This is a genomic window from Paucilactobacillus kaifaensis, from assembly GCF_005405145.1.
Lineage (GTDB): Bacteria > Bacillota > Bacilli > Lactobacillales > Lactobacillaceae > Paucilactobacillus > Paucilactobacillus kaifaensis.
Window position 1 is genome coordinate 1 of record NZ_BJDM01000020.1, and the last position, 18,825, is coordinate 18,825.

The 18,825-nt window shown below is 37.9% G+C and carries 19 protein-coding genes; 3 read left to right on the forward strand and 16 right to left on the reverse strand.

The genetic code is table 11. The annotated features are described in order from the left end of the window. The first annotated feature begins 189 nt into the window (after positions 1–189). Both FFM51_RS07475 and FFM51_RS07480 read left to right on the forward strand, forming a co-directional pair. On the forward strand, positions 190–1,245 hold the full coding sequence (locus tag FFM51_RS07475) for an LLM class flavin-dependent oxidoreductase (RefSeq protein ID WP_137598017.1): 1,056 nt from the start codon (positions 190–192) through the stop codon (positions 1,243–1,245). Then, positions 1,242–1,931, forward strand: a complete 690-nt coding sequence (locus tag FFM51_RS07480; protein ID WP_137598018.1) for an NADPH-dependent F420 reductase — start codon at positions 1,242–1,244, stop codon at positions 1,929–1,931. Before FFM51_RS07475 ends, FFM51_RS07480 begins: the two co-directional genes overlap by 4 nt. A 133-nt stretch (positions 1,932–2,064) precedes the next feature. On the opposite strand, the gene FFM51_RS07485 is transcribed toward FFM51_RS07480, so the two are convergent. Beyond that, positions 2,065–2,751: a 2,3-diphosphoglycerate-dependent phosphoglycerate mutase gene (locus FFM51_RS07485; RefSeq protein ID WP_137598019.1), complete on the reverse strand. Its 687-nt coding sequence runs from the start codon at positions 2,749–2,751 to the stop codon at positions 2,065–2,067. 77 nt (positions 2,752–2,828) lie between these two features. Continuing rightward, positions 2,829–3,890 (reverse strand): AI-2E family transporter, encoded by a 1,062-nt coding sequence (locus FFM51_RS07490; protein ID WP_137598020.1) that lies wholly within the window; start codon positions 3,888–3,890, stop codon positions 2,829–2,831. A gap of 141 nt (positions 3,891–4,031) precedes the next feature. On the opposite strand from FFM51_RS07490, the gene FFM51_RS07495 reads away from it, so the two are divergent. After that, positions 4,032–5,213, forward strand: coding sequence for an SAM-dependent methyltransferase (locus FFM51_RS07495; protein WP_137598021.1), 1,182 nt, complete (start codon positions 4,032–4,034; stop codon positions 5,211–5,213). Positions 5,214–5,293: 80 nt separating this feature from the next. Here the strand turns inward: FFM51_RS07495 and FFM51_RS07500 are convergent, their stop codons facing one another. The 14 genes from FFM51_RS07500 to FFM51_RS07565 all read right to left on the reverse strand — a co-directional run bounded on the left by FFM51_RS07500 (position 5,294) and on the right by FFM51_RS07565 (position 18,810). Next, a complete protein-coding gene (locus FFM51_RS07500; protein WP_223875913.1) occupies positions 5,294–5,623 on the reverse strand; it encodes an AzlD domain-containing protein in 330 nt (109 codons plus the stop codon). A 65-nt stretch (positions 5,624–5,688) separates the two neighbouring features. Further along, positions 5,689–6,510: an AzlC family ABC transporter permease gene (locus FFM51_RS07505; protein WP_137598023.1), complete on the reverse strand. Its 822-nt coding sequence runs from the start codon at positions 6,508–6,510 to the stop codon at positions 5,689–5,691. Positions 6,511–6,605: 95 nt separating this feature from the next. Beyond that, the gene (locus FFM51_RS07510) at positions 6,606–7,097 is read right to left on the reverse strand and encodes a GNAT family N-acetyltransferase (RefSeq protein ID WP_137598024.1); all 492 of its coding nucleotides are present in this window, start codon (positions 7,095–7,097) and stop codon (positions 6,606–6,608) included. 71 nt (positions 7,098–7,168) lie between these two features. Further along, positions 7,169–8,434 (reverse strand): D-alanyl-D-alanine carboxypeptidase family protein, encoded by a 1,266-nt coding sequence (locus tag FFM51_RS07515; protein ID WP_137598025.1) that lies wholly within the window; start codon positions 8,432–8,434, stop codon positions 7,169–7,171. Next, entirely contained in the window at positions 8,431–9,576 is a 1,146-nt protein-coding gene (locus tag FFM51_RS07520) for a sensor histidine kinase (RefSeq protein ID WP_137598026.1), read from the reverse strand. The genes FFM51_RS07515 and FFM51_RS07520 overlap by 4 nt, the downstream gene beginning before the upstream one ends. A gap of 347 nt (positions 9,577–9,923) precedes the next feature. Then, positions 9,924–10,613 carry a response regulator transcription factor CroR gene (gene croR / locus FFM51_RS07525; protein ID WP_137598027.1) on the reverse strand — a complete coding sequence of 230 codons (690 nt, stop codon included), beginning with the start codon at positions 10,611–10,613 and terminating at the stop codon, positions 9,924–9,926. A 185-nt stretch (positions 10,614–10,798) separates the two neighbouring features. Then, positions 10,799–11,353 carry a hypothetical protein gene (locus FFM51_RS07530; RefSeq protein ID WP_137598028.1) on the reverse strand — a complete coding sequence of 185 codons (555 nt, stop codon included), beginning with the start codon at positions 11,351–11,353 and terminating at the stop codon, positions 10,799–10,801. 64 nt (positions 11,354–11,417) lie between these two features. Next, entirely contained in the window at positions 11,418–12,176 is a 759-nt protein-coding gene (locus FFM51_RS07535) for a hypothetical protein (protein WP_137598029.1), read from the reverse strand. Positions 12,177–12,292: 116 nt separating this feature from the next. Then, entirely contained in the window at positions 12,293–13,135 is an 843-nt protein-coding gene (gene rfbD / locus FFM51_RS07540; protein WP_137598030.1) for a dTDP-4-dehydrorhamnose reductase, read from the reverse strand. 85 nt (positions 13,136–13,220) lie between these two features. Beyond that, entirely contained in the window at positions 13,221–14,249 is a 1,029-nt protein-coding gene (gene rfbB, locus FFM51_RS07545; protein WP_137598031.1) for a dTDP-glucose 4,6-dehydratase, read from the reverse strand. Between the two features lie 14 nt (positions 14,250–14,263). Beyond that, positions 14,264–14,845, reverse strand: a complete 582-nt coding sequence (rfbC, locus tag FFM51_RS07550) for a dTDP-4-dehydrorhamnose 3,5-epimerase (protein ID WP_137598032.1) — start codon at positions 14,843–14,845, stop codon at positions 14,264–14,266. Positions 14,846–14,849: 4 nt separating this feature from the next. Further along, on the reverse strand, positions 14,850–15,722 hold the full coding sequence (gene rfbA / locus FFM51_RS07555) for a glucose-1-phosphate thymidylyltransferase RfbA (protein WP_137598033.1): 873 nt from the start codon (positions 15,720–15,722) through the stop codon (positions 14,850–14,852). A 32-nt stretch (positions 15,723–15,754) separates the two neighbouring features. After that, complete coding sequence (locus tag FFM51_RS07560; RefSeq protein WP_137598034.1) at positions 15,755–17,149, reverse strand: MATE family efflux transporter; 1,395 nt, start codon at positions 17,147–17,149, stop codon at positions 15,755–15,757. Between the two features lie 308 nt (positions 17,150–17,457). Beyond that, positions 17,458–18,810, reverse strand: a complete 1,353-nt coding sequence (locus FFM51_RS07565) for a rhamnan synthesis F family protein (RefSeq protein ID WP_137598035.1) — start codon at positions 18,808–18,810, stop codon at positions 17,458–17,460. Positions 18,811–18,825: the final 15 nt, after the last annotated feature.

Sequence of the window (18,825 nt, forward strand, 5' to 3'; positions counted from 1 at the left end):
GAAAATACAAAATACCCATCAAACGCGTGATGCATGTTTTTGATGGGTATTTTGCATATCTTTGTGAATAAATCAGGTTGTAATATAGCAATAAAGTTTTTGCTTGCTTTATTGATCAAAATATATTATTCTCTTTCCATGCACTAATTACTTACAAAAAGTAAGCTAATGGATGGAGGCAATTAAATTATGGTAGACGTAAATAAATTAGAATTCGGTATCGAAACATTTGGTGACATCGTTGCTAATGAAGACGGTACATTAAAAACAGGCGCAGAATCAATTCGACAAATTATTCATGAAGGTGAAATTGCGGACCAATACGGTCTGGATGTCATTGGAGTTGGTGAACATCACCGGCCGGACTACAGTGTTTCTAGTCCCGAAACAGTTTTAGCTGCCATTGCTTCAGTAACTAAGAATATCAAACTGGCAACAGCTGTAACTGTTTTGAGCTCTGATGATCCAGTTCGTGTCTACGAGCGTTTCGCTACTCTTGATGGTTTATCTAATGGCCGTGCTCAAGTAATGCTTGGACGTGGTTCTTTTACTGAATCATTCCCATTATTCGGTTATGATTTAAAAGACTACGATGATCTCTTTAACGAAAAACTAGATCTATATGATCATTTACGCACTGAAAAGGCTGTTACTTGGTCCGGTAAGTTCCGTCCCGCATTGAAGAACCAAGAAGTTTACCCCAAAACTGAAAAAGGCGAGTTAGAAACTTACATTGGAATCGGTGGCTCTCCTGAGTCAATCATTCGTGCAGCCCGCTATGGTTATAAAGTTATCCTGGCCATTATTGGTGGTCAAGCTGACCGTTTTGTACCATATATCGAACTGTATCATCAGGCCGCTAAAAAGTTGAATATGCCTGAGCATCCCCTCGCCGTTCACTCCCACGGCTTCATCGCCGACGACGAGGATGAAGCGATCGAAGTAGCCTTCAAGAATATCAAAGCTAACTTTGACCGCATTGGTTTAACACGTGGCTGGGCCCCAATGAGTCGTGAACAATTTGACGGTGAAACTCAAGTAGGATCATTTTATGTTGGTAATCCTGAACATGTGGCTCAACGAATCGCCCGCACAATTGATCTACTAGGATTGGGTCGTTTCGACTTAGTTTATGGTGCCGGAAACCAAACAGCGGCCCAACGCGAACGTATGATTGAACTATATGCAACAAAAGTTATTCCACGAGTAAAAGAGATCCTGACTGACAAGGAGGCCGCAAAATAATGGCAATTAAACGAGTTGGTATTTTAGGTGCCGGGAAAGTTGGCATTGTCCTGGCTGGTTTAGCCTTAAAGGCTGGTTATGAAGTTCGTATTTCTGGGTCTGGATCAGTAGAAAAGATTGCTTTAACGATCAAGACATTAGTTCCAGGTGCAATTGCGGCTGAAAATAAAGAAGTTGTCGAAAACAGCGATATTATCTTATTGGCGATTCCGCTCAGTCGTTATAAAAACATTGACGCCTCATTGTTGAAAAACAAACTCGTCATTGACGCGACCAACTATTGGTGGGAAACTGACGGAATCCGGGAAGAAGTTTTGGATCCAGACTCCACTTCAAGTGAGCAAGTTCAAGCTTACTTCAATGGTGTTACGCTAGTTAAAACTTTTAACCACATGGGTTATCACAACTTGCAAGAAGAAGCTCGGCCAAAAGGTGACCCTAAACGTAAAGCTTTATTTGTCACAGGAAACAACCATGAAGCAGTGGACGAAGTGGCAGCTTTTGTGGATTCGATGGGTTTTGATCAAGAAGTTCACTATGATTTAGTTGATGGAATCATGACTGAACCAGGTAGCCCGTTATTTGGTGCCAGCCTTAATCATGAAGATTTAAAACAGATAATTGATCATTTCGATGAAACCGAGTTTGGTAAAAAAATTGCAGCATCAAAATTGAAACATGCGTAATAAAAACAGACATTCTCATAGTCGAGAATGTCTGTTTTTATTTACAGCTTTTTTACCAGCATAATTTGGCAAAAATATACAAAATTTCACAAAAAAACTACCCAAAAGAGGTAGTTTCTCATATGCTCAAATTTTAATATTTTTCCTTACCAAGCACATTCAACTTCTCATCAAAGTCATACACAACTGGTTGACCAGTAGCCATTTCCAAGCCGATGATGTCTTCATCTGAGATTTGTTCGATGTACTTGCTCAAGGCACGTAGTGAGTTACCATGGGCTGCAATGATGATGTTCTTACCATCAAGCAACTTAGGAGCGATTTCGTCTTCCCATAGAGGCATAACGCGTTCCAAAGTAACCTTCAAGTTTTCGCCGCCAGGGATCAAACGAGGATCCAAATTAGCGTAACGACGATCTTGTGCAGCTGATCCTTTGTCATTTGCATCCAGCAATGGAGGCAATACGTCGTATGAACGACGCCATGTGTGAACTTGGTCATCGCCCCATTTTTTAGCAGCTTCTGCTTTGTTTTGACCTTGCAAAGCACCGTAATGACGTTCATTTAAACGCCATGTCTTTGTTTCTGGGACCCAAAGTTGGTCAGATTCTTCTAACGCATAGTGCAATGTTTTGATAGCGCGCGTTAATACTGAAGTATAAGCATAGTCAAATTCGATGCCTGCTTTTTTGATTGATTGACCAGCACCCTTAGCCTGCTTAACGCCTTCTTCGCTCAAATCAACATCGACCCAACCAGTAAATTGGTTAGATAAGTTCCATTCACTTTGTCCGTGACGAATTAATACAAGTTTTGCCATTGTTTTCGATGACCTCTTTCTTTCTTATTATCCTTTTCATTTTACTCTGAAACAGTGAAAATCTAAAGTAGTTTCTATTAATTTTCCGGTTTTATGTCTGAATGTGGCCGTGGTAACTTGCGCCGTGGCCCACGAATCGACTTTACCCCCAAAATATCCAACAAGAATGTAAAGATTGGTACACCTACAATCAAGCCCCAAACACCAAATAAGTGCTCACTCACTAACAACACCACAAACGTGTAAAAAACTGGTAGCTCAGTCCGACTGGACATGAATTTTGGATTCAGCACATATGCTTCTATCACGTGTACAATCGTAATCATGACTAAAATATAAATTACATCGCGAACTCCACCAATTGAATAACCAATAATACTTAATGGAATACACGAGATGATGACCCCCGCCACTGGAATGAGACTCAAAATAAAAATCATAATTGCCAGCGCCATAATTTGGGGCATTCCCATAAAAATCAAAATTACACTCGTAATGGCAGTGTTGCAAATCGCAATGAAGAACTGTGCTTCTAAAACGACCCCAAATGTATTCACGAACTTGCGACCAAAGAATGCTAAGTCCTGAAAGAACCAGCCAAAATCGCTGTCTAAAAACAACTTTGAAAATGAGTGCATTTGCTTTAGCTCACTAGTATAAAAGAAACTCAGTATCAGAGACAATACAAACGTCGCACCCATGGACCCAATACTAGTAATATACGTAAACGCTAAGCTGACCCCTTTGCGTAGCTGTTCCATAATACTCGATGTGCTGATATAACTGTTCACAAATTTAAATAATTCATTCGTATTGCTATCAGGATTTTGGTAAAAATCAATTACTGAAGTAATCATCTTACCAACCTGGATCACTAATTTAGGCAGATAATTGGTGATGCCAAAGTAAAGTCCCGCAATCACGATTGCGTACGTCACTACAACGATAATAATTGACGGAATGCGAATAAATCGATGAATAAATCGAACTAAATGGGTGATTAAAAAGGTAAAAATAAACGTTAATAGTAAAATGCTTGCCATCGAGCGGGCTAACCATAAAACAAAAATAACCAAAGCCAACACGCAAAAGCGGCGTAACTTAACGTTTTCAATAAATCTATGCCAGGCGTTAATCAATTTAAACTCCTCCTCAATTTCTCTCACTGGCATTATAACATTAATCGTTATCTCATTAATCAACCAAACTAATTGATTTGTCCGCCAGTCGAAGCGTATAATGATCCTCGTTAATTTATTATTAGAAAGGATTTTTGTCGTATGCTGGAAAAAACATTTTATAAATCATTTTTAAGTAAAACATTCAACATCCCTGTCAAAGTCAACTACTGGGATGGCACCTCGGATGTGTATGGTGATGGCCAACCGAAAACGACGATAACTTTCCGCGAAGCAATTCCGATTAAAGAAATTACTCGCAATGCTTCGATCGCCCTTGGGGAAGCTTATATGGATGGTAAGATCGATATTGACGGCAATATTCAAGAATTAATTGAATCCGCTTATGAGAATGCAGATAGCTTCTTCCATAACTCAAAATTCATCAAGTTTTTGCCAAAACAAAGTCACTCTGAAAAGAGTAGTAAATCCGACGTCCAAGATCATTATGATATTGGTAACGACTTTTATAAGTTGTGGTTGGATGACACATTAACATACTCATGTGCTTACTTCACTAATGGTAACCACGATGACTTAAAACAGGCTCAGCTAGACAAAGTTGATCACATTTTAAAAAAACTTAATCCTAAACCAGGTAAGACGTTACTCGATATTGGTTGTGGTTGGGGAACATTAATGCTGACAGCGGCTGAAAAATATGGTTTAAAGGTTACTGGTGTTACGCTAAGCCAAGAGCAATTTGATTTAGTTCAAAGTAGAATTCACGAAAAGGGCCTTGAAGGCGTTGCAGAAGTCCGATTGGAAGACTACCGTGAGTTAGGCAAAGAACAGTGGGACTACATTACTTCCGTGGGAATGTTTGAACACGTAGGTAAAGAAAATCTAGGCATTTATTTCCAAGATGTTAACCGTTACCTTAAAGATGACGGTGTAGCCTTGATTCATGGAATTACACGTCAACAAGGTGGAGCTTACAACGGCTGGATTAACAAATATATTTTCCCAGGTGGTTATGTGCCTGGTTTAACGGAAAATGTTGGTCATATTGTTGATGCTGGCATGCAAATTTTCGACATGGAACCACTGCGTCGCCACTATCAACGCACCCTTGAAATTTGGGACGACAACTTCAATGCTAAACGTGCTGAAGTAGAACAGATGATGGGAACTCGGTTCACTCGTATGTGGGATATGTATCTGCAAGCCTGTGCCGCTTCGTTCCAATCAGGTAATATTGATGTCATTCAATTTTTGATGACTAAAGGACCTTCTGGCCGAGTATTACCAGCCACTCGCGATTACATGTACGCAAATAAGTAAAAAGATCCAAACAAAAAACATCACTTATTAAATTCTAAAACGAATTTAGTAAGTGATGTTTTTGATTTTATGCTGAATTTTTACAAAAATACGGTAAGCACAAACACGGCGATTAATCCAGAAATAACTGAAAGTGCCATGGACCGAGTCATATACGTAATCACAATTACAATTATAGCCGCAATAATTTGGTTCACATGTCCAAGCGGAACAAAGTGATAACCAGCCGTGGTGATGAAGATCCCCTTTACGACGAGCGCCGTAAATAAACTAACAGGTACATACTTCATCCATTCATTGAACCATTCTGGGATCTCACGCTTGGAAAAAAATAACATTGGCAGATAACGCGGAATGAAAGCGGCGATGGCTGCTAAAATAATTAAGACTAAGTGATCCCAACTGTCCATCTTGTTAACCACTGTTCCAGCTAGAACCGGTATGTTCGACAAAATATTTTCCATCTCATCCTCCGCTAACTTTCGGTGCTCTTATCTTCAATGGTTTTACGAGTCGCAGCCGGGCCACGAACCTTACGAAATAACCAGTGCTCACTAATATTAGCCTTGCTTTTACGGATTCTGGCTTCAATCATGAAACCAATGAACGATGCCACCAACGTAGATAGCACCAGGCCAAGCGTACTCTTAGTCCACACCATAAATGCAATGGCCAACACTCCTGACAATAAACTAATCAATAGCGTCAGTCGGTTACGAATTTGCATCACAATCATGTATAAGAATAAGGCCGTCAACGCAAAATCAACGATCTCTAGGTCAATCGTGAGCGCACTACCGATCAAACTACCAATCAGATTAGATACAGACCAAGATAACAGTGAATAATGTTCAACCATCAATGCTTGTCGTGGCGTCCAGGTCTTATCAGTCGCAAACTTAAGGTAGTTAACGGCATAGTTTTCATCATTCAACGAAACTGAAAACAGCCAGATAAAATGTTGTGATTGTCCCTTTAAGTAACGTGACAAGCTTGACCCTAGTAACGCATAACGCAATTCCAAAAAAAACAGCGTAATTACGACTGAAATAATGGGCGCGTTAATCGTGAGTAGTGATGCAATCAAAAACTGAGCACCACCAGAAAAAACAACGACAGAAACTAACAACGTCATAAAGAAATTGAAGCCAGCCGCGTGGAGTAGGATCCCACACGCTAGACCGATTGGAATATAACTGAGGCACAACGGCATTGAAATTTTCAATACTGCCAGCCAGTTTGGTTCTTCTCGTTTCAAGAACGTTCCCCCAATGAAACTATCTGTGATTAGCGTCATTTACAATTAATTCAAATTTATATTTAAACAGTGCGATATTATTCTACCATGTTTTTGAATGAATGAATACCCACCGTACGATTAGGTTCGTCGATTTAGGCCAAATGCTTGCCATAAACCTCTAAATCAGCTTGTTGGCCAACTAATACAGCCACTTGTGGCAGGTGCCCCCAGTGTTCATACCCCATTTTTTCAAACAAGTGAATACTACCCGGATTATGTCCAAAAATTCGAGAAACAATTACCTTTAATCCACGCTGTTTCGCCTCTAGTTCGACTAACTTAATTGCCTGTGTCCCAATCCCTTGATGACGAAAATGCTCATCAATATAAATACTGATTTCAACCGTTGCATCGTAAGCCGCCCGATCATTGTAGTGCGATAAGCTCACCCAGCCGGCTGGCTGATCACCTTGCATTAATAACCAAAGTGGATAGTTGTCATCGTGTTGGGCAAACCACGTTTTACGATCGGCCACACTCACTGGCGCTAAATCAGCGGTGACCATATGACTTGGAATCGTTTGGTTATACGTGGTCACAATAAAGGGTAGATCACTTGGCTGCGCCATCTTTAAACTTAACATGTCTCAATTCCCATCTCTCTTATAAAATGTGAACTCGGAGTTCTCAATATCCCTTTACTGCAATAAGCTTGTTAAAATACTGACCGATACAGCCGAACAAAGATATTTGCCTTATCAATATCAGCATGTGCCTTCAGTGGTACATTGACTGATTTACCAGTCAAACTAGCAACACCATCCTTGGTTAATTGCAGACTACCAATGTTTTGACCAGCTTTAACCGGCGCTGCTAATTTATGATTCTTATCCTGCAAACTAGTTTTGGCCTTAAATGTTTGCTTCCATGAATTCAATGAAGTCTCGTTAGCAACCCACACAGTGGTGTCTTTGGCGACCCGTACAGCAGCCTTAGTTTGCTTAGCATTGGGAACAGTAACTGTTTTGGTTTGTGCTATGGTACTATTTTTCTTCAAGGTTACTGGTTTGTAACCGTTAACGACGATTCGTAATAAGATTTCAGTTTGAGAATATCGTGGTTCACTCCCGCCATTTGCGTGGAGCACAACGGTAATTAATCGATGGCCCTTATAAGTTCCCGTACCGACAAATGACTGCCCCGCAGCATCAGAGGTTCCTGTCTTTAATCCATCCATCTTAACCGTTTTTGGTTCAAATGTGTTGCCAGGTAACATCTGGTTAAGGCTATCCATCACAGTTGAGGCTGTCGAAGTAGTCTTAAACGTTTCTGTTTTAATTTTGGTGATTTGCAACAAATCACTATCATTTTTCACAATATACTGTGCAATTTTGGCGACGTCATTGGCTGACATTTCATTTTCAGCCTTACCGGCAACATTTTTAAGCTTTAAGGACTCTAAGTCACTGTTTTTCAAGCCCACTGCATTATAAATTTTAGCATCCGTAACACCGATTTTACGCGCCATAGCTTGCATTTTTTTGTTAAAGCTGGCTGTTGTATCGCCTGTAGCTTTAGTCAACGCCAACGTGGCCGCATCAGCAGAACTAATCAACGAAGCATGCACTAATTCTTTAACAGTATATGAAGCTCCCTGCTTTAATTCGACGTTTGAAAGTTCTGAACTGACTGATAGCTTGGCTAGTGCTTTATTAATTTTAACTTTGCTGTTCCAGCTTAGCTTGTTTTGATCAATTTCATTTTCAATCACTGCCACCGTCAATAATTTTGAAATGGAAGCAATAGGCAGGACTTTCTTAGCATTTTTTTGATAGATAATTTGGCCGGTGTTGGCATCCATGACCAAAGCAGCACCGGCATCAACCTTCTCCGCTGCTTGCACACTAGTTGCCATTCCGCCGAGGTTGAATAATAAAATAGCTGTTAACAAACTAATGATTAATTTTTTGAGTATTTTCATTCTTTCTCCTTATGTGTATCCGGTCGCTGAACGGGCAGTTCAACGATGAAACTAGTTTCTTGATCGTTAGACTCAGCGTGCACCTTCCCATGGTGCAAATCAACAATACTTTGGACAATGGCAAGCCCTAAGCCAGTTCCACCGGTGGCTTTCGAACGTGATTCTTCCACACGATAAAACCGCTCAAATAAGTGATCTAGTGATTTTTGTGGAATTGGTGCCCCGTCGTTTGATACCCGCACAATGACATAATCATCCTTTTGCCGCGCCTCTAATTTGATATAGCTAGCCCCTTGGCCGTATTTTAGGCCATTAGCAATCAAGTTGCTGAACACCCGGCCCAATTTTTCGGCATCGGCCTCAATCATGAGATTGGCTGGTTTGGTATTAGAAAGCATCTTGATGTCTTTTTTGCTGGCTTCCAGTTCAAAACTGGCCGCCAATTGTTCTAACATTTGATCCAAGTTAACGTTAATAATATTAACGGGTGCTTCGGTCTGGCGGACCTTGGTGTACTCAAACAGATCCTCAACTAATGCCTTCATCTGTTTGGCCTTTTCATAGGCCGTGTGCGTGTATTTAAGCAGATCTTCATCATTATGGTACTGTTTATCCTCAATCAGGCCTAAATAGCCAATAATAGAGGTTAGAGGTGTTCTTAAGTCGTGACTGACATTGGTGATCAGTTCATCTTTAGACTGCTCAATCTTGCGCTCATCGTCCATCGACTGGATGGCACTATCAACCAACGAATTAACGCTGGTCACAACGTGTTGCTGGTCACCTTTGAGCTTGAATGGGATCCGATGATCAAAGTGTCCCTGAGCAATATAGTGAAGTTCATCGATGATGTGATGTAACTGATATTGTCGGTACCGACGCATTAAGCGCCAATAAACGACCCAAATATCGATCAAAATCATAAACGCTACCAGCCAACGTTGATAACTCCAGATTTGGGTGTGATATGGTCCCACCACTAATGACTGTTTAATGATAAAGATTCCGTTCTCAAGTCCTGGATTATTGCGAATTGCTTCTTCCGCCAGAACCACAACGGAAAGATTCAACAGTAATAAGAGGATCACAGTAATGATCCCCTCGAAAAATAATGAACTTTTTTCGCGCGCTTTTAGTTTCATGTGGTGCTCCCTATGTTTGAATTGCTTTATATTTAATTACTATTTTACCGCAAGAGCAGCACGGTTAAACATATTAAAAACAAAAAAATGAATCTTATTTTTTCAATCATATTATTTGAGATAAATGATCTGATGTTGATGCACAGTTTTAGTTGCTGGAACTTATATTCTTATTGACTAAACGTGTTCCGCAAAACAGTCACCTATTGTATAAGCATTGACTAAACGTGTTCCGCAAAGCAGTCACCTACTGTATAAGCAAAGAATGACGTAATCCGCTTAACCCGCGTATTACGTCATTTTTTGCTTATACCACGGTGACTAAACGCTTTGCTTCACACTCTTTTTTAATGTGACTCAATCTTGTAACCTACGCCCCAAACAGTTTCAATCACCTTTTCACCGTTAGTGGCTTCTTCAATTTTATCTCTTAAATGACTCACATGGACCATAACTGTTTTAGCTGAGACGATACTTTCTTGTTGCCAGACACGTTCGAAAATATCATCAGCTGAAAACACGCGGTTCGGATGGCTAGCTAGAAGATACAAAATACCAAATTCCAGTGCAGTCAATGAAATTGTGTCACCACTAATTGTTTTAACTTCATGTGAATCTTTGTTAATCGTTAATGGTCCAATATCCAATACATCCGGTGCATTATTGGTAACATCATTTTGACTCCGACGCAGCAATGATTTAACCCGTGCCATTACTTCAAGCGGGTTAAATGGTTTGGTAACATAATCATCCGCACCAGTAATTAGTCCTTGGATCTTATCCATATCAGCCGTTTTCGCTGACAGAATCAAGATTGGAATCTGTGAATCTTTACGAACTTGCTTAACCACTTCAATTCCATCCATTTCAGGCATCATAATATCCAAAATGATTAATGAAATATCTGGATTAGTATTTAACTTTGTCAATGCCTCTCGACCGTCAAAAGCCGTCACTGGTTCGTAACCCTCGTTTTTAACGTATATTTCTAGTAATTGAACAATTTCTTTATCATCATCGACAATCAAAATTTTCATAGTTGATCTCCTATTCAAGATGCTGATTGACTCCAGTATCATTAATTTTGTCTGTTGGACTAGGCCAACACTATTGTTAACATTATATTACCAAAAAAAATAAAAAAGCCCTAATTATACAGGGCTTAAGAAAATATTTATGAACAGGATCATTTAACTGATCAATAAAATGTAATTAATAAAGATTAATCTCCAGTCGATTGGGTGTTGGAAGATGAACTAGCTTCTGCTGGCTTAGTAATCGTAATATGCTTAACTAATTTCTTAGAGCCACGAGTAGCAACTAGTTCATAATAACCCGCTTCATCAAAATCAAAGGCAACCGTTCGACTTTTGCCAGTTGCTGAAAACTCTTTGTAGGTGATTTTAGAATAGTAGCCGACAATTTTAAACTTGGTATTTGCCGAAAGCGTGAATTTAACCGGTACGCTTTGTACATAAATAATTGGTTCAGACGGACTAAAACTGAGTTTTGGTGCTTGAGCCGTCTTTTTGTCAGCTATTTTTTTATGTTGCACTATTTTAGTTTTATCAGATTCTGCCGAATGTATCTGAGTAGCTGTAAAAATAGCACCGCCAATACTGCCAACCAATACAATCAGACAAACCCAGCTAGTTGTTACCCATACTTTCATATGTGCGACTGCTTTACCAGATCGTGCTAAACCAACAAATTTTATGAAGAGTGTTATTAGTGCAACCGCACTGATAATTGCCACGACAATGAGAAAAATTAGCATTTACTTATCCTCCGTTTTGGATCATGAGTAAAAAATCCCACATTAATAGTGGGATCAACTAGGGCTATTGACCCTCAGAATATTCATTTGTAATAACAGTTCCAGTTTCAGAACTACTTGCCGCCTGCGATCCGGCATTATTACCGGAATTAGAAGTACCGCCACCAGAATATGTCGAACCAGTGTAGTTTCTAGAAGCACTCGGTGAGCTGTAGCTTCTCTGGCTGCTTGATACCACCGCTGAACTACTACTTGCCTGAACAGAACTTGAACTCGATGAGTCACTACTACTAGTAACTGCATTCTCAGTAACGGTTAGATGTTTAACCACCTTTTTACTACCCCGCTGTGCAACAATATCGTATTCGCCTTCAGCAGTAAACGCATGCTTAAACGTTTCTGTTTTGTAACTATCATTCGCATCAAAACTCTTGTAGTTCTTCTTGGAATAATGGCCCAAAACTTGTAACTTAGTTTGTGGCGAAACCTTAAAAGTGACTTCGACTTTACCATTCTTCAAAACTGGATCTTTGGGTGTAAATTCAACCCCAACTGCCGCTAATTTCTTAGATGTACTTTCACTAGTTTGTTTCACAGCCTTGCTAGTATCATCTTTTGGCTCCGCCGTTTGCTTATGTGTAGCTGCATAGATAGCTGTCCCTGTACTACCGAAAAAAGTTAATAACAAGACCCAGCTAACAATAATTCGTACAAAGGCAAGGTTCTCAGGACGACCTGTACGAACAGTCTTACGGTAATGCGTAAAAATCATTAGTAAAAAAACAAGCGATAAAATTGCTAGAAATACTAAATATAAAACCATAAGGCACCTCGAAGTAATTTAATTATAAGAATAGTTTACAACAAACTACAATAATTATCATTAAGTTAATAATTATATTAGATCAATTGATAGCCAACTCTAAGCTAGTGTGGCAACTAATCATTAACTACCTGCAAAAAGTCACTTAATGATTCTTGCCACGTTGGAATTGCAAAACCAGTCTGCTTTACTTTATCAAGACTCATTATCGAATGTTGTGGTCGTGTAGCCTTTTGGGGGAATTGCGCTGATGTCACAGGACTAACTTTTACCGCTTGGTTTTTTAATATTTCTGAAGCAAATTCATACCAAGTAGCCGAGTTGTCATTTGAAAGCTGATAAACGCCAAATTCACATTGATGATCAATTAAGTAAACCATAAATTCAGCCAGGGTTCTAGTCCAAGTTGGTCGTCCAGTTTGATCATTAACCACTGTCAATTGATCGTGCGTTTTAGCCAAGTTTAGCATGGTGTACACAAAGTTTTTGCCAAATTCACCGAAAACCCATGAAGTCCGAATAATATAGTAATCAGTCATAGCTTGCTGGATTGCCTGTTCACCAGCCAATTTTGCCTTACCGTACTCGTTTAATGGATTAGTGGGGTCATCAACTTGATATTCAGTTTCTTTTTGACCATCAAAAACATAATCGGTACTTATATAGACCACTGTTGCTCCCACATTCTTAGCAGCTTTTGCGATGTTTCTCGTGCCATCCACATTAACTCGCCAATTAATTTCTTTCCCCTCATCTTCAGCCTTGTCCACTGCTGTATAAGCCGCACAATGAAAAATTACTTGTGGCTGGACTTCGTTTACCTTAGCAGCTACCAATTCACGATTTGTAATATCCAGTTCACTTGAATCATAAGCCACAAAGTTAGCCTTACTGTTAGTTAACAGATTAGTTAGTTCGGTGCCCAGTTGGCCTTTTGCGCCTGTAATTAAATATTGCATTTTTATTGCTCCTTATAATAAAAAAAGGTGTGACATTGATGACACAACCTTTTTACCCTAATTTCAGCTAATTAAACACAACGCTTTATTGACCATGCTTAGCGTACTTGGCCTCAACAGCCTGTTTTTCTGCCTGCCACCAATCTTCATGGTTCGTATACCAATCAATCGTGTGTTGTAAGCCAGTCCGAAAGTCAGTAAATTCTGGCTGCCAACCTAATTCTTCGCGCAACTTAGTTGCGTCAATGGCATAGCGTAAATCATGACCGGGACGATCCTTAACTTGGTCATAGGCATCCTTAGGTTGACCCATCAACTCTAAAATTAATTCCAGCACTTCTTTATTATTTTTTTCACCGTCTGCACCAATTAAATAGGTTTCACCTAATTTACCTTCGGTCAAGATCTGCCAAACTGCCCGTGAGTGGTCATTCGTATGAATCCAATCACGAACGTTTTTACCACTTCCATACAGCTTAGGCCGAATACCACTTAAAATGTTGGTAATTTGGCGCGGAATAAATTTCTCGATATGTTGATAAGGACCGTAATTATTGGAACAATTAGAAATAGTTGCCTTTAACCCAAATGAGCGCACCCAAGCTCGTACTAGTAAATCTGAACTTGCTTTTGAAGACGAATACGGACTGCTTGGTCGATATGGTGAATCAGGCGTAAACTTCTCACCAACTCCTTCACCGTGACCAGGTAAATCCTCACGTAAGGGTAAATCACCATAAACTTCATCAGTAGAAATATGATGATAACGGACATCATACTTCCGACAGGCATTAATTAACACGGTCGTACCCACAATATTAGTTTGGATAAAGGGATCTGGGTTTTCCAATGAGTTATCATTATGACTTTCCGCGGCATAGTGAACCACAGCATCAGTTTGACTAACTAATTCATCTACCAATTTTTTATCACAAATATCGCCAACCACTAACTTAACTCGATCACTAGGTAAACCTGCTAAATTTGCTCGATTACCAGCATAGGTTAGTTTATCGAGTACCGTAATCTTCACTTCCGGGTGATAATTAACCACATAGTGGACAAAGTTAGATCCAATAAAGCCCGCTCCACCGGTCACAATAATATTTTTCATGACTGATTCACTCCTTAAATTTCGCCGTAAACAAACGGGTTATCTTTTTCAAATTCCGTCAATGTTGGTTGTGCAGCATCCTTTTCAGACGTAATGGCCTTATCAAAGTCAATTGGCCAATCAATGTTTAGCTCAGGCGTCTTAAATGAAATTCCACCATCAGCAGCGGCATCATAATAATTGTCACATTTATAGAGAAAGTTAACGTTATCCGTTAAGGTTACAAAGCCATGCGCATAACCTCGAGGCACCAACAGTTGGCGATGATTACTGGCTGAAAGAATATAGCCTTCCCACTGATTGTATGTTGGCGAGCCCGCTCGAACATCCACAATTACATCAAGAACTGCACCGGTAACAACACGAATAAGCTTAGTTTGGGCTGCTTGTCCACGTTGAAAGTGAAGTCCACGCAATACCCCAGCCTGGGTAGATAGCGACTGATTATCTTGCACAAAATCAAAATCAATTCCCGCCGCTTTAAAATCTTGATCGGAATAAGTTTCGGTGAAAAAGCCGCGATTATCACCAAACACCGTTGGTGTAATTAACTTAACATCTTGTAACTTAGTTTCCTTAACTAATAATTTACCCATAAATTTATGCCTTCTCCTCTGCTAATCGTAAAATATACTGACCGTAATCATTCTTCTTTAATGGCTGTGCCAATTCGATTAACTGTTCGCGATCGATGTAGCCCATACGATAGGCTACTTCTTCAATACAAGCAATTTTTAGGTTTTGTCTTTTTTGTACTGTCTCAATAAAACCGGCAGCTTCATGTAATGATTCATGCGTACCCGTATCAAGCCAGGCATAGCCACGGCCCAGCAGTTCAACATCTAGTTGTCCCTTAGCTAAATAAGCTTTATTAACATCCGTAATTTCCAGTTCTCCACGAGGAGACGGTGCCAGATTTTGTGCAATTTCAACGACACGGTTATCATAGAAGTACATTCCAGTAACTGCATAATTACTAGCAGGATTTGCCGGCTTTTCTTCGATTGATTTAACATGGTGGTCTGCGTCAAACTCAACCACCCCAAAACGTTCTGGATCGTTAACTTGATATCCAAACACCGTTGCGCCAGTTTGCTTTTGTGCTGACCGTTGTACCATTTCAGATAAACCACTACCATAATAGATATTATCACCTAAAATTAGGCAAACAGAATCCTCACCAATAAAGTCAGCACCAACAATAAAAGCCTCTGCTAAACCATTAGGTGCAGCTTGAACCTTATACTCAATGTTAATGCCTAACAGTGATCCATCACCTAATAAATCCTCAAACCGAGAAATATCACGCGGTGTGGAAATTAACAGAATATCCTTGATCCCTGCGAGCATCATGGTGGATAGCGGATAATAGATCATCGGTTTATCGTATACTGGTACTAATTGTTTTGAAATTGCCTCTGTAATTGGATACAAGCGTGTGCCTGATCCACCTGCTAATATTATGCCTTTCATCCTTTACGCTCCGTCCTTCAATATATTATATTTTAGTGAAAGTAAGAAATTCCTCTTTTCAAACTATTTTTATTAAAAATCGTGTATATCACAATAGTTATCATGTAAACCGTCATACTTTGAAAAGTGCCTAAATACCAGCTTGACGACATAAAAATTATTACAACAATTGTTTCTGCCCATATCTTATGAAAAGATCTAAGTTTCAATTTCTTACCCAAAATATATTCTCCTAAACTACTTTGTACCCACAAAATAACTATAATTGAACACATTAAAACCGGTAATCTTTTTATTACAATTACATTAAGTATAGTTAGAATAACACTAAAAAGGACGGATATAAGATTAACTACTAATAAATCTTTTTCAAATCTATATGTTTTCATAAACGTACTTATCAATAACGAGAACTTACCACTATAAATGCACATCGGAAAAAGTAATGACATATAAATCAAACTATCATTATATTTCGGAAGCCAAATTGGCAGTATAATGCTGATAGGATAATAAATTAATAAACCCCAGAAAAGAGCATTCAAGAGTATTTCACGGATTGCAGAATAAACGTTTCTAAGTTTCTCTTTATTCGTTCTTCTTAAAGTTGGATATAGTACAACCCCTACAGCACTAATAAAAGTCATTAGTAAATTTGAAATATTCAAGGTAAGTGATATCTTACCAAAAACCTGTACACTCCAAAATTTCTGAATCCCATAACGCACCACACCAATTATTAATGTACCAGCAAAATTAGCTAATAATAATTTAATTCCAATTGAAAGATTTACCCATATTTCTCCAAAAGTAAAATAGAAATCACATAATTTTCTAAAAATTATTTTTTTACATGAATATAGAGCATAGGCTAGAGACAACACTCTTCCTAAAATATCTGCAATAATAAATAACTTAAAATTTGATTCTTGCAACAGAAGCAGTATTACGACAGAAACAAAATATAATATTCTACCGACCATTGTAGCAATGGCATATTCTTGCATTCTTCCTGTATCCTGCAATATATACAAACAAAACTGCCTCAGATTAATAAGTATCATAGCACAAGCAGTCATCACTAAAATATATGCTCTATTAGAATCACCAGATAAAAAACTGACTAAAATTATGCATATCCCCAAAATAATTTGAAAAATCAAAAACTCTATAAATTGAGAGAAAAATAATTTTTCATTTAAATCTGCATATTTTTTACCTCCAAAGCGCAGATAAATCCCATCCAACCAGCCAAAATGTAAAATACCAACATAGCTTGTATAGAAAAGATATAACTGCCAATATCCATAGTCTTCCACACCAATAAACTTTGGTACAACAAGTACTAGAACCGTTGAAATTAACAATGATACCAAATTAGAAAAAACGGTATACGAAACATCCTTTAAGAGTTTTTTTACTTTCATTATCCATCTCCATTAGTAGAGGTTATCACACATTGTAATTCTCAATGTTTAACTCAGACTATAAGTAACAAAGCTAGCATTATAACATCTACTTCAAAATAGCACTTGATTGTGAATCTATCACAAAAATGAAAAACTAGCAGATAGGTATAAATATTGTCACCCATCAGAGAAAATTAATTACACTTAAATACAGACAAAAAACATTTATATCTATAAAAGTTATATTTCCTAAAGTATGTTTAATCTACTTTCGGTAGTACATTAATTCCAAACAACTGACAGAATTGCTTGCTTTACTCTTATATTCAACTATATCCAAATTTTTTTTGATGATATTTTTTTAATATAAATTTTGGAATTATGATTTTTAGCAACCATCTTTTATTAATCATTGTTACTTGCAGTACTTTCATTTTAAAATCAAGCCCATTATTATAGGCCTCAATACATGCTCTGTGTTGCCCATCCATTATTACATTTCCTTCATGAATAATAATTGGAAAGCTAGAATCATATCCATGTATCTTTACTGATTCAATTAAATTGTCAAATCTATCAGTAGTCATCAACGGATAATTATTTTTCTTATGAAACTCGGCATACTTTTCATAAAGATCCACATTTCCTTCAAGATATTGATATGGAATAGTTTCCTCTATTGGCTGAAATCTATTTGTTATAGCTGAAATCACGCCCAGATTCCCTAAAATAACCTCTTTTTCAACTCCAATGCCCATTCTATTATCAAATTCGGAAAAGAAAAATTGGTCATTGATATTATATTGTTTCAAATTTTTTTCCGTTGACAGATTATAATATATTTTTTCCAACGGCTTTTTTAAAAATCTACGAATTGACATTACATTTGTCCCATAGAATCTTTCTTCATTACATGTGCTAATATATCTCTCTAAAACGTGTGCAAGGGACATTCCTCTTGTTGATGGGGTTTTTTTGAATTCCTTCATTTCAACATGAATACTATTTATATTTTTCTGCAAAAAAGAACTCGATATAGCAAAACATGTACCAGCTACAAAATGATACTTTTTATCAATGCTTAAGTCTCTTTTTTCTAAATTACCTTTTACAATGTGTTTTTTATGAACAGGATCACTAACAAATAAGTTGCTGGCAGCAGACATATCATACTCATCGCTGCTAACACAATCAATAACTCTATCTATATTTTTGGCACCTAAAATTCCTTCAAACAGATTTAGAAACCAATCTCTGTAAAAGAAAAGCTGTTTATAAATGAATATTTTTTTTCTGCCAATACCCTTTGACTGTATTTTAAAAACAACATCATACTTCCCTAAATCCATGCTTTTAACTGCAAATATAAATGGAGCAACATCATATCCCTTATTTTCATAACCAATCATTTTAGTATCTGCTTTAAACTTCCTAATATCCTTGAAATCAAACTTATTTTCAAGTGATTTTGGATAAGTTATGACTAATTGCCAATCATAATTATCTAAATTTTTTAAATATTCCTTAATTTCAATCCAACTATTCTGATAGAACAAATGCAAAACAACCAAAATTTTTTTATTTTTATTTTTTCTAACTAATTTTTTATTTTTACGTTGGTATAATTTTCTTTTTAAATAGCGTCTGATAGCAAACATATGATATTTTTTGTAAAACAAACTACCCACCTCCAA

Bases quoted from the DNA above. Each gene is read 5' to 3' on its own strand.
- FFM51_RS07500 (WP_223875913.1), bottom strand. From the start codon at position 5,623: ATGGACAGTTGGGATCACTTAGTCTTAATTATTTTAGCAGCCATCGCC.
- FFM51_RS07515 (WP_137598025.1), bottom strand. From the start codon at position 8,434: ATGAAAATACTCAAAAAATTAATCATTAGTTTGTTAACAGCTATTTTA.
- FFM51_RS07510 (WP_137598024.1), bottom strand. From the start codon at position 7,097: ATGTTAAGTTTAAAGATGGCGCAGCCAAGTGATCTACCCTTTATTGTG.
- rfbD (WP_137598030.1), bottom strand. From the start codon at position 13,135: ATGCAATATTTAATTACAGGCGCAAAAGGCCAACTGGGCACCGAACTA.
- FFM51_RS07560 (WP_137598034.1), bottom strand. From the start codon at position 17,149: ATGAAAGTAAAAAAACTCTTAAAGGATGTTTCGTATACCGTTTTTTCT.
- rfbA (WP_137598033.1), bottom strand. From the start codon at position 15,722: ATGAAAGGCATAATATTAGCAGGTGGATCAGGCACACGCTTGTATCCA.
- FFM51_RS07475 (WP_137598017.1), top strand. From the start codon at position 190: ATGGTAGACGTAAATAAATTAGAATTCGGTATCGAAACATTTGGTGAC.
- FFM51_RS07530 (WP_137598028.1), bottom strand. From the start codon at position 11,353: ATGCTAATTTTTCTCATTGTCGTGGCAATTATCAGTGCGGTTGCACTA.
- FFM51_RS07520 (WP_137598026.1), bottom strand. From the start codon at position 9,576: ATGAAACTAAAAGCGCGCGAAAAAAGTTCATTATTTTTCGAGGGGATC.
- rfbB (WP_137598031.1), bottom strand. From the start codon at position 14,249: ATGAAAAATATTATTGTGACCGGTGGAGCGGGCTTTATTGGATCTAAC.
- FFM51_RS07485 (WP_137598019.1), bottom strand. From the start codon at position 2,751: ATGGCAAAACTTGTATTAATTCGTCACGGACAAAGTGAATGGAACTTA.
- rfbC (WP_137598032.1), bottom strand. From the start codon at position 14,845: ATGGGTAAATTATTAGTTAAGGAAACTAAGTTACAAGATGTTAAGTTA.
- croR (WP_137598027.1), bottom strand. From the start codon at position 10,613: ATGAAAATTTTGATTGTCGATGATGATAAAGAAATTGTTCAATTACTA.
- FFM51_RS07495 (WP_137598021.1), top strand. From the start codon at position 4,032: ATGCTGGAAAAAACATTTTATAAATCATTTTTAAGTAAAACATTCAAC.
- FFM51_RS07535 (WP_137598029.1), bottom strand. From the start codon at position 12,176: ATGGTTTTATATTTAGTATTTCTAGCAATTTTATCGCTTGTTTTTTTA.
- FFM51_RS07505 (WP_137598023.1), bottom strand. From the start codon at position 6,510: ATGACGCTAATCACAGATAGTTTCATTGGGGGAACGTTCTTGAAACGA.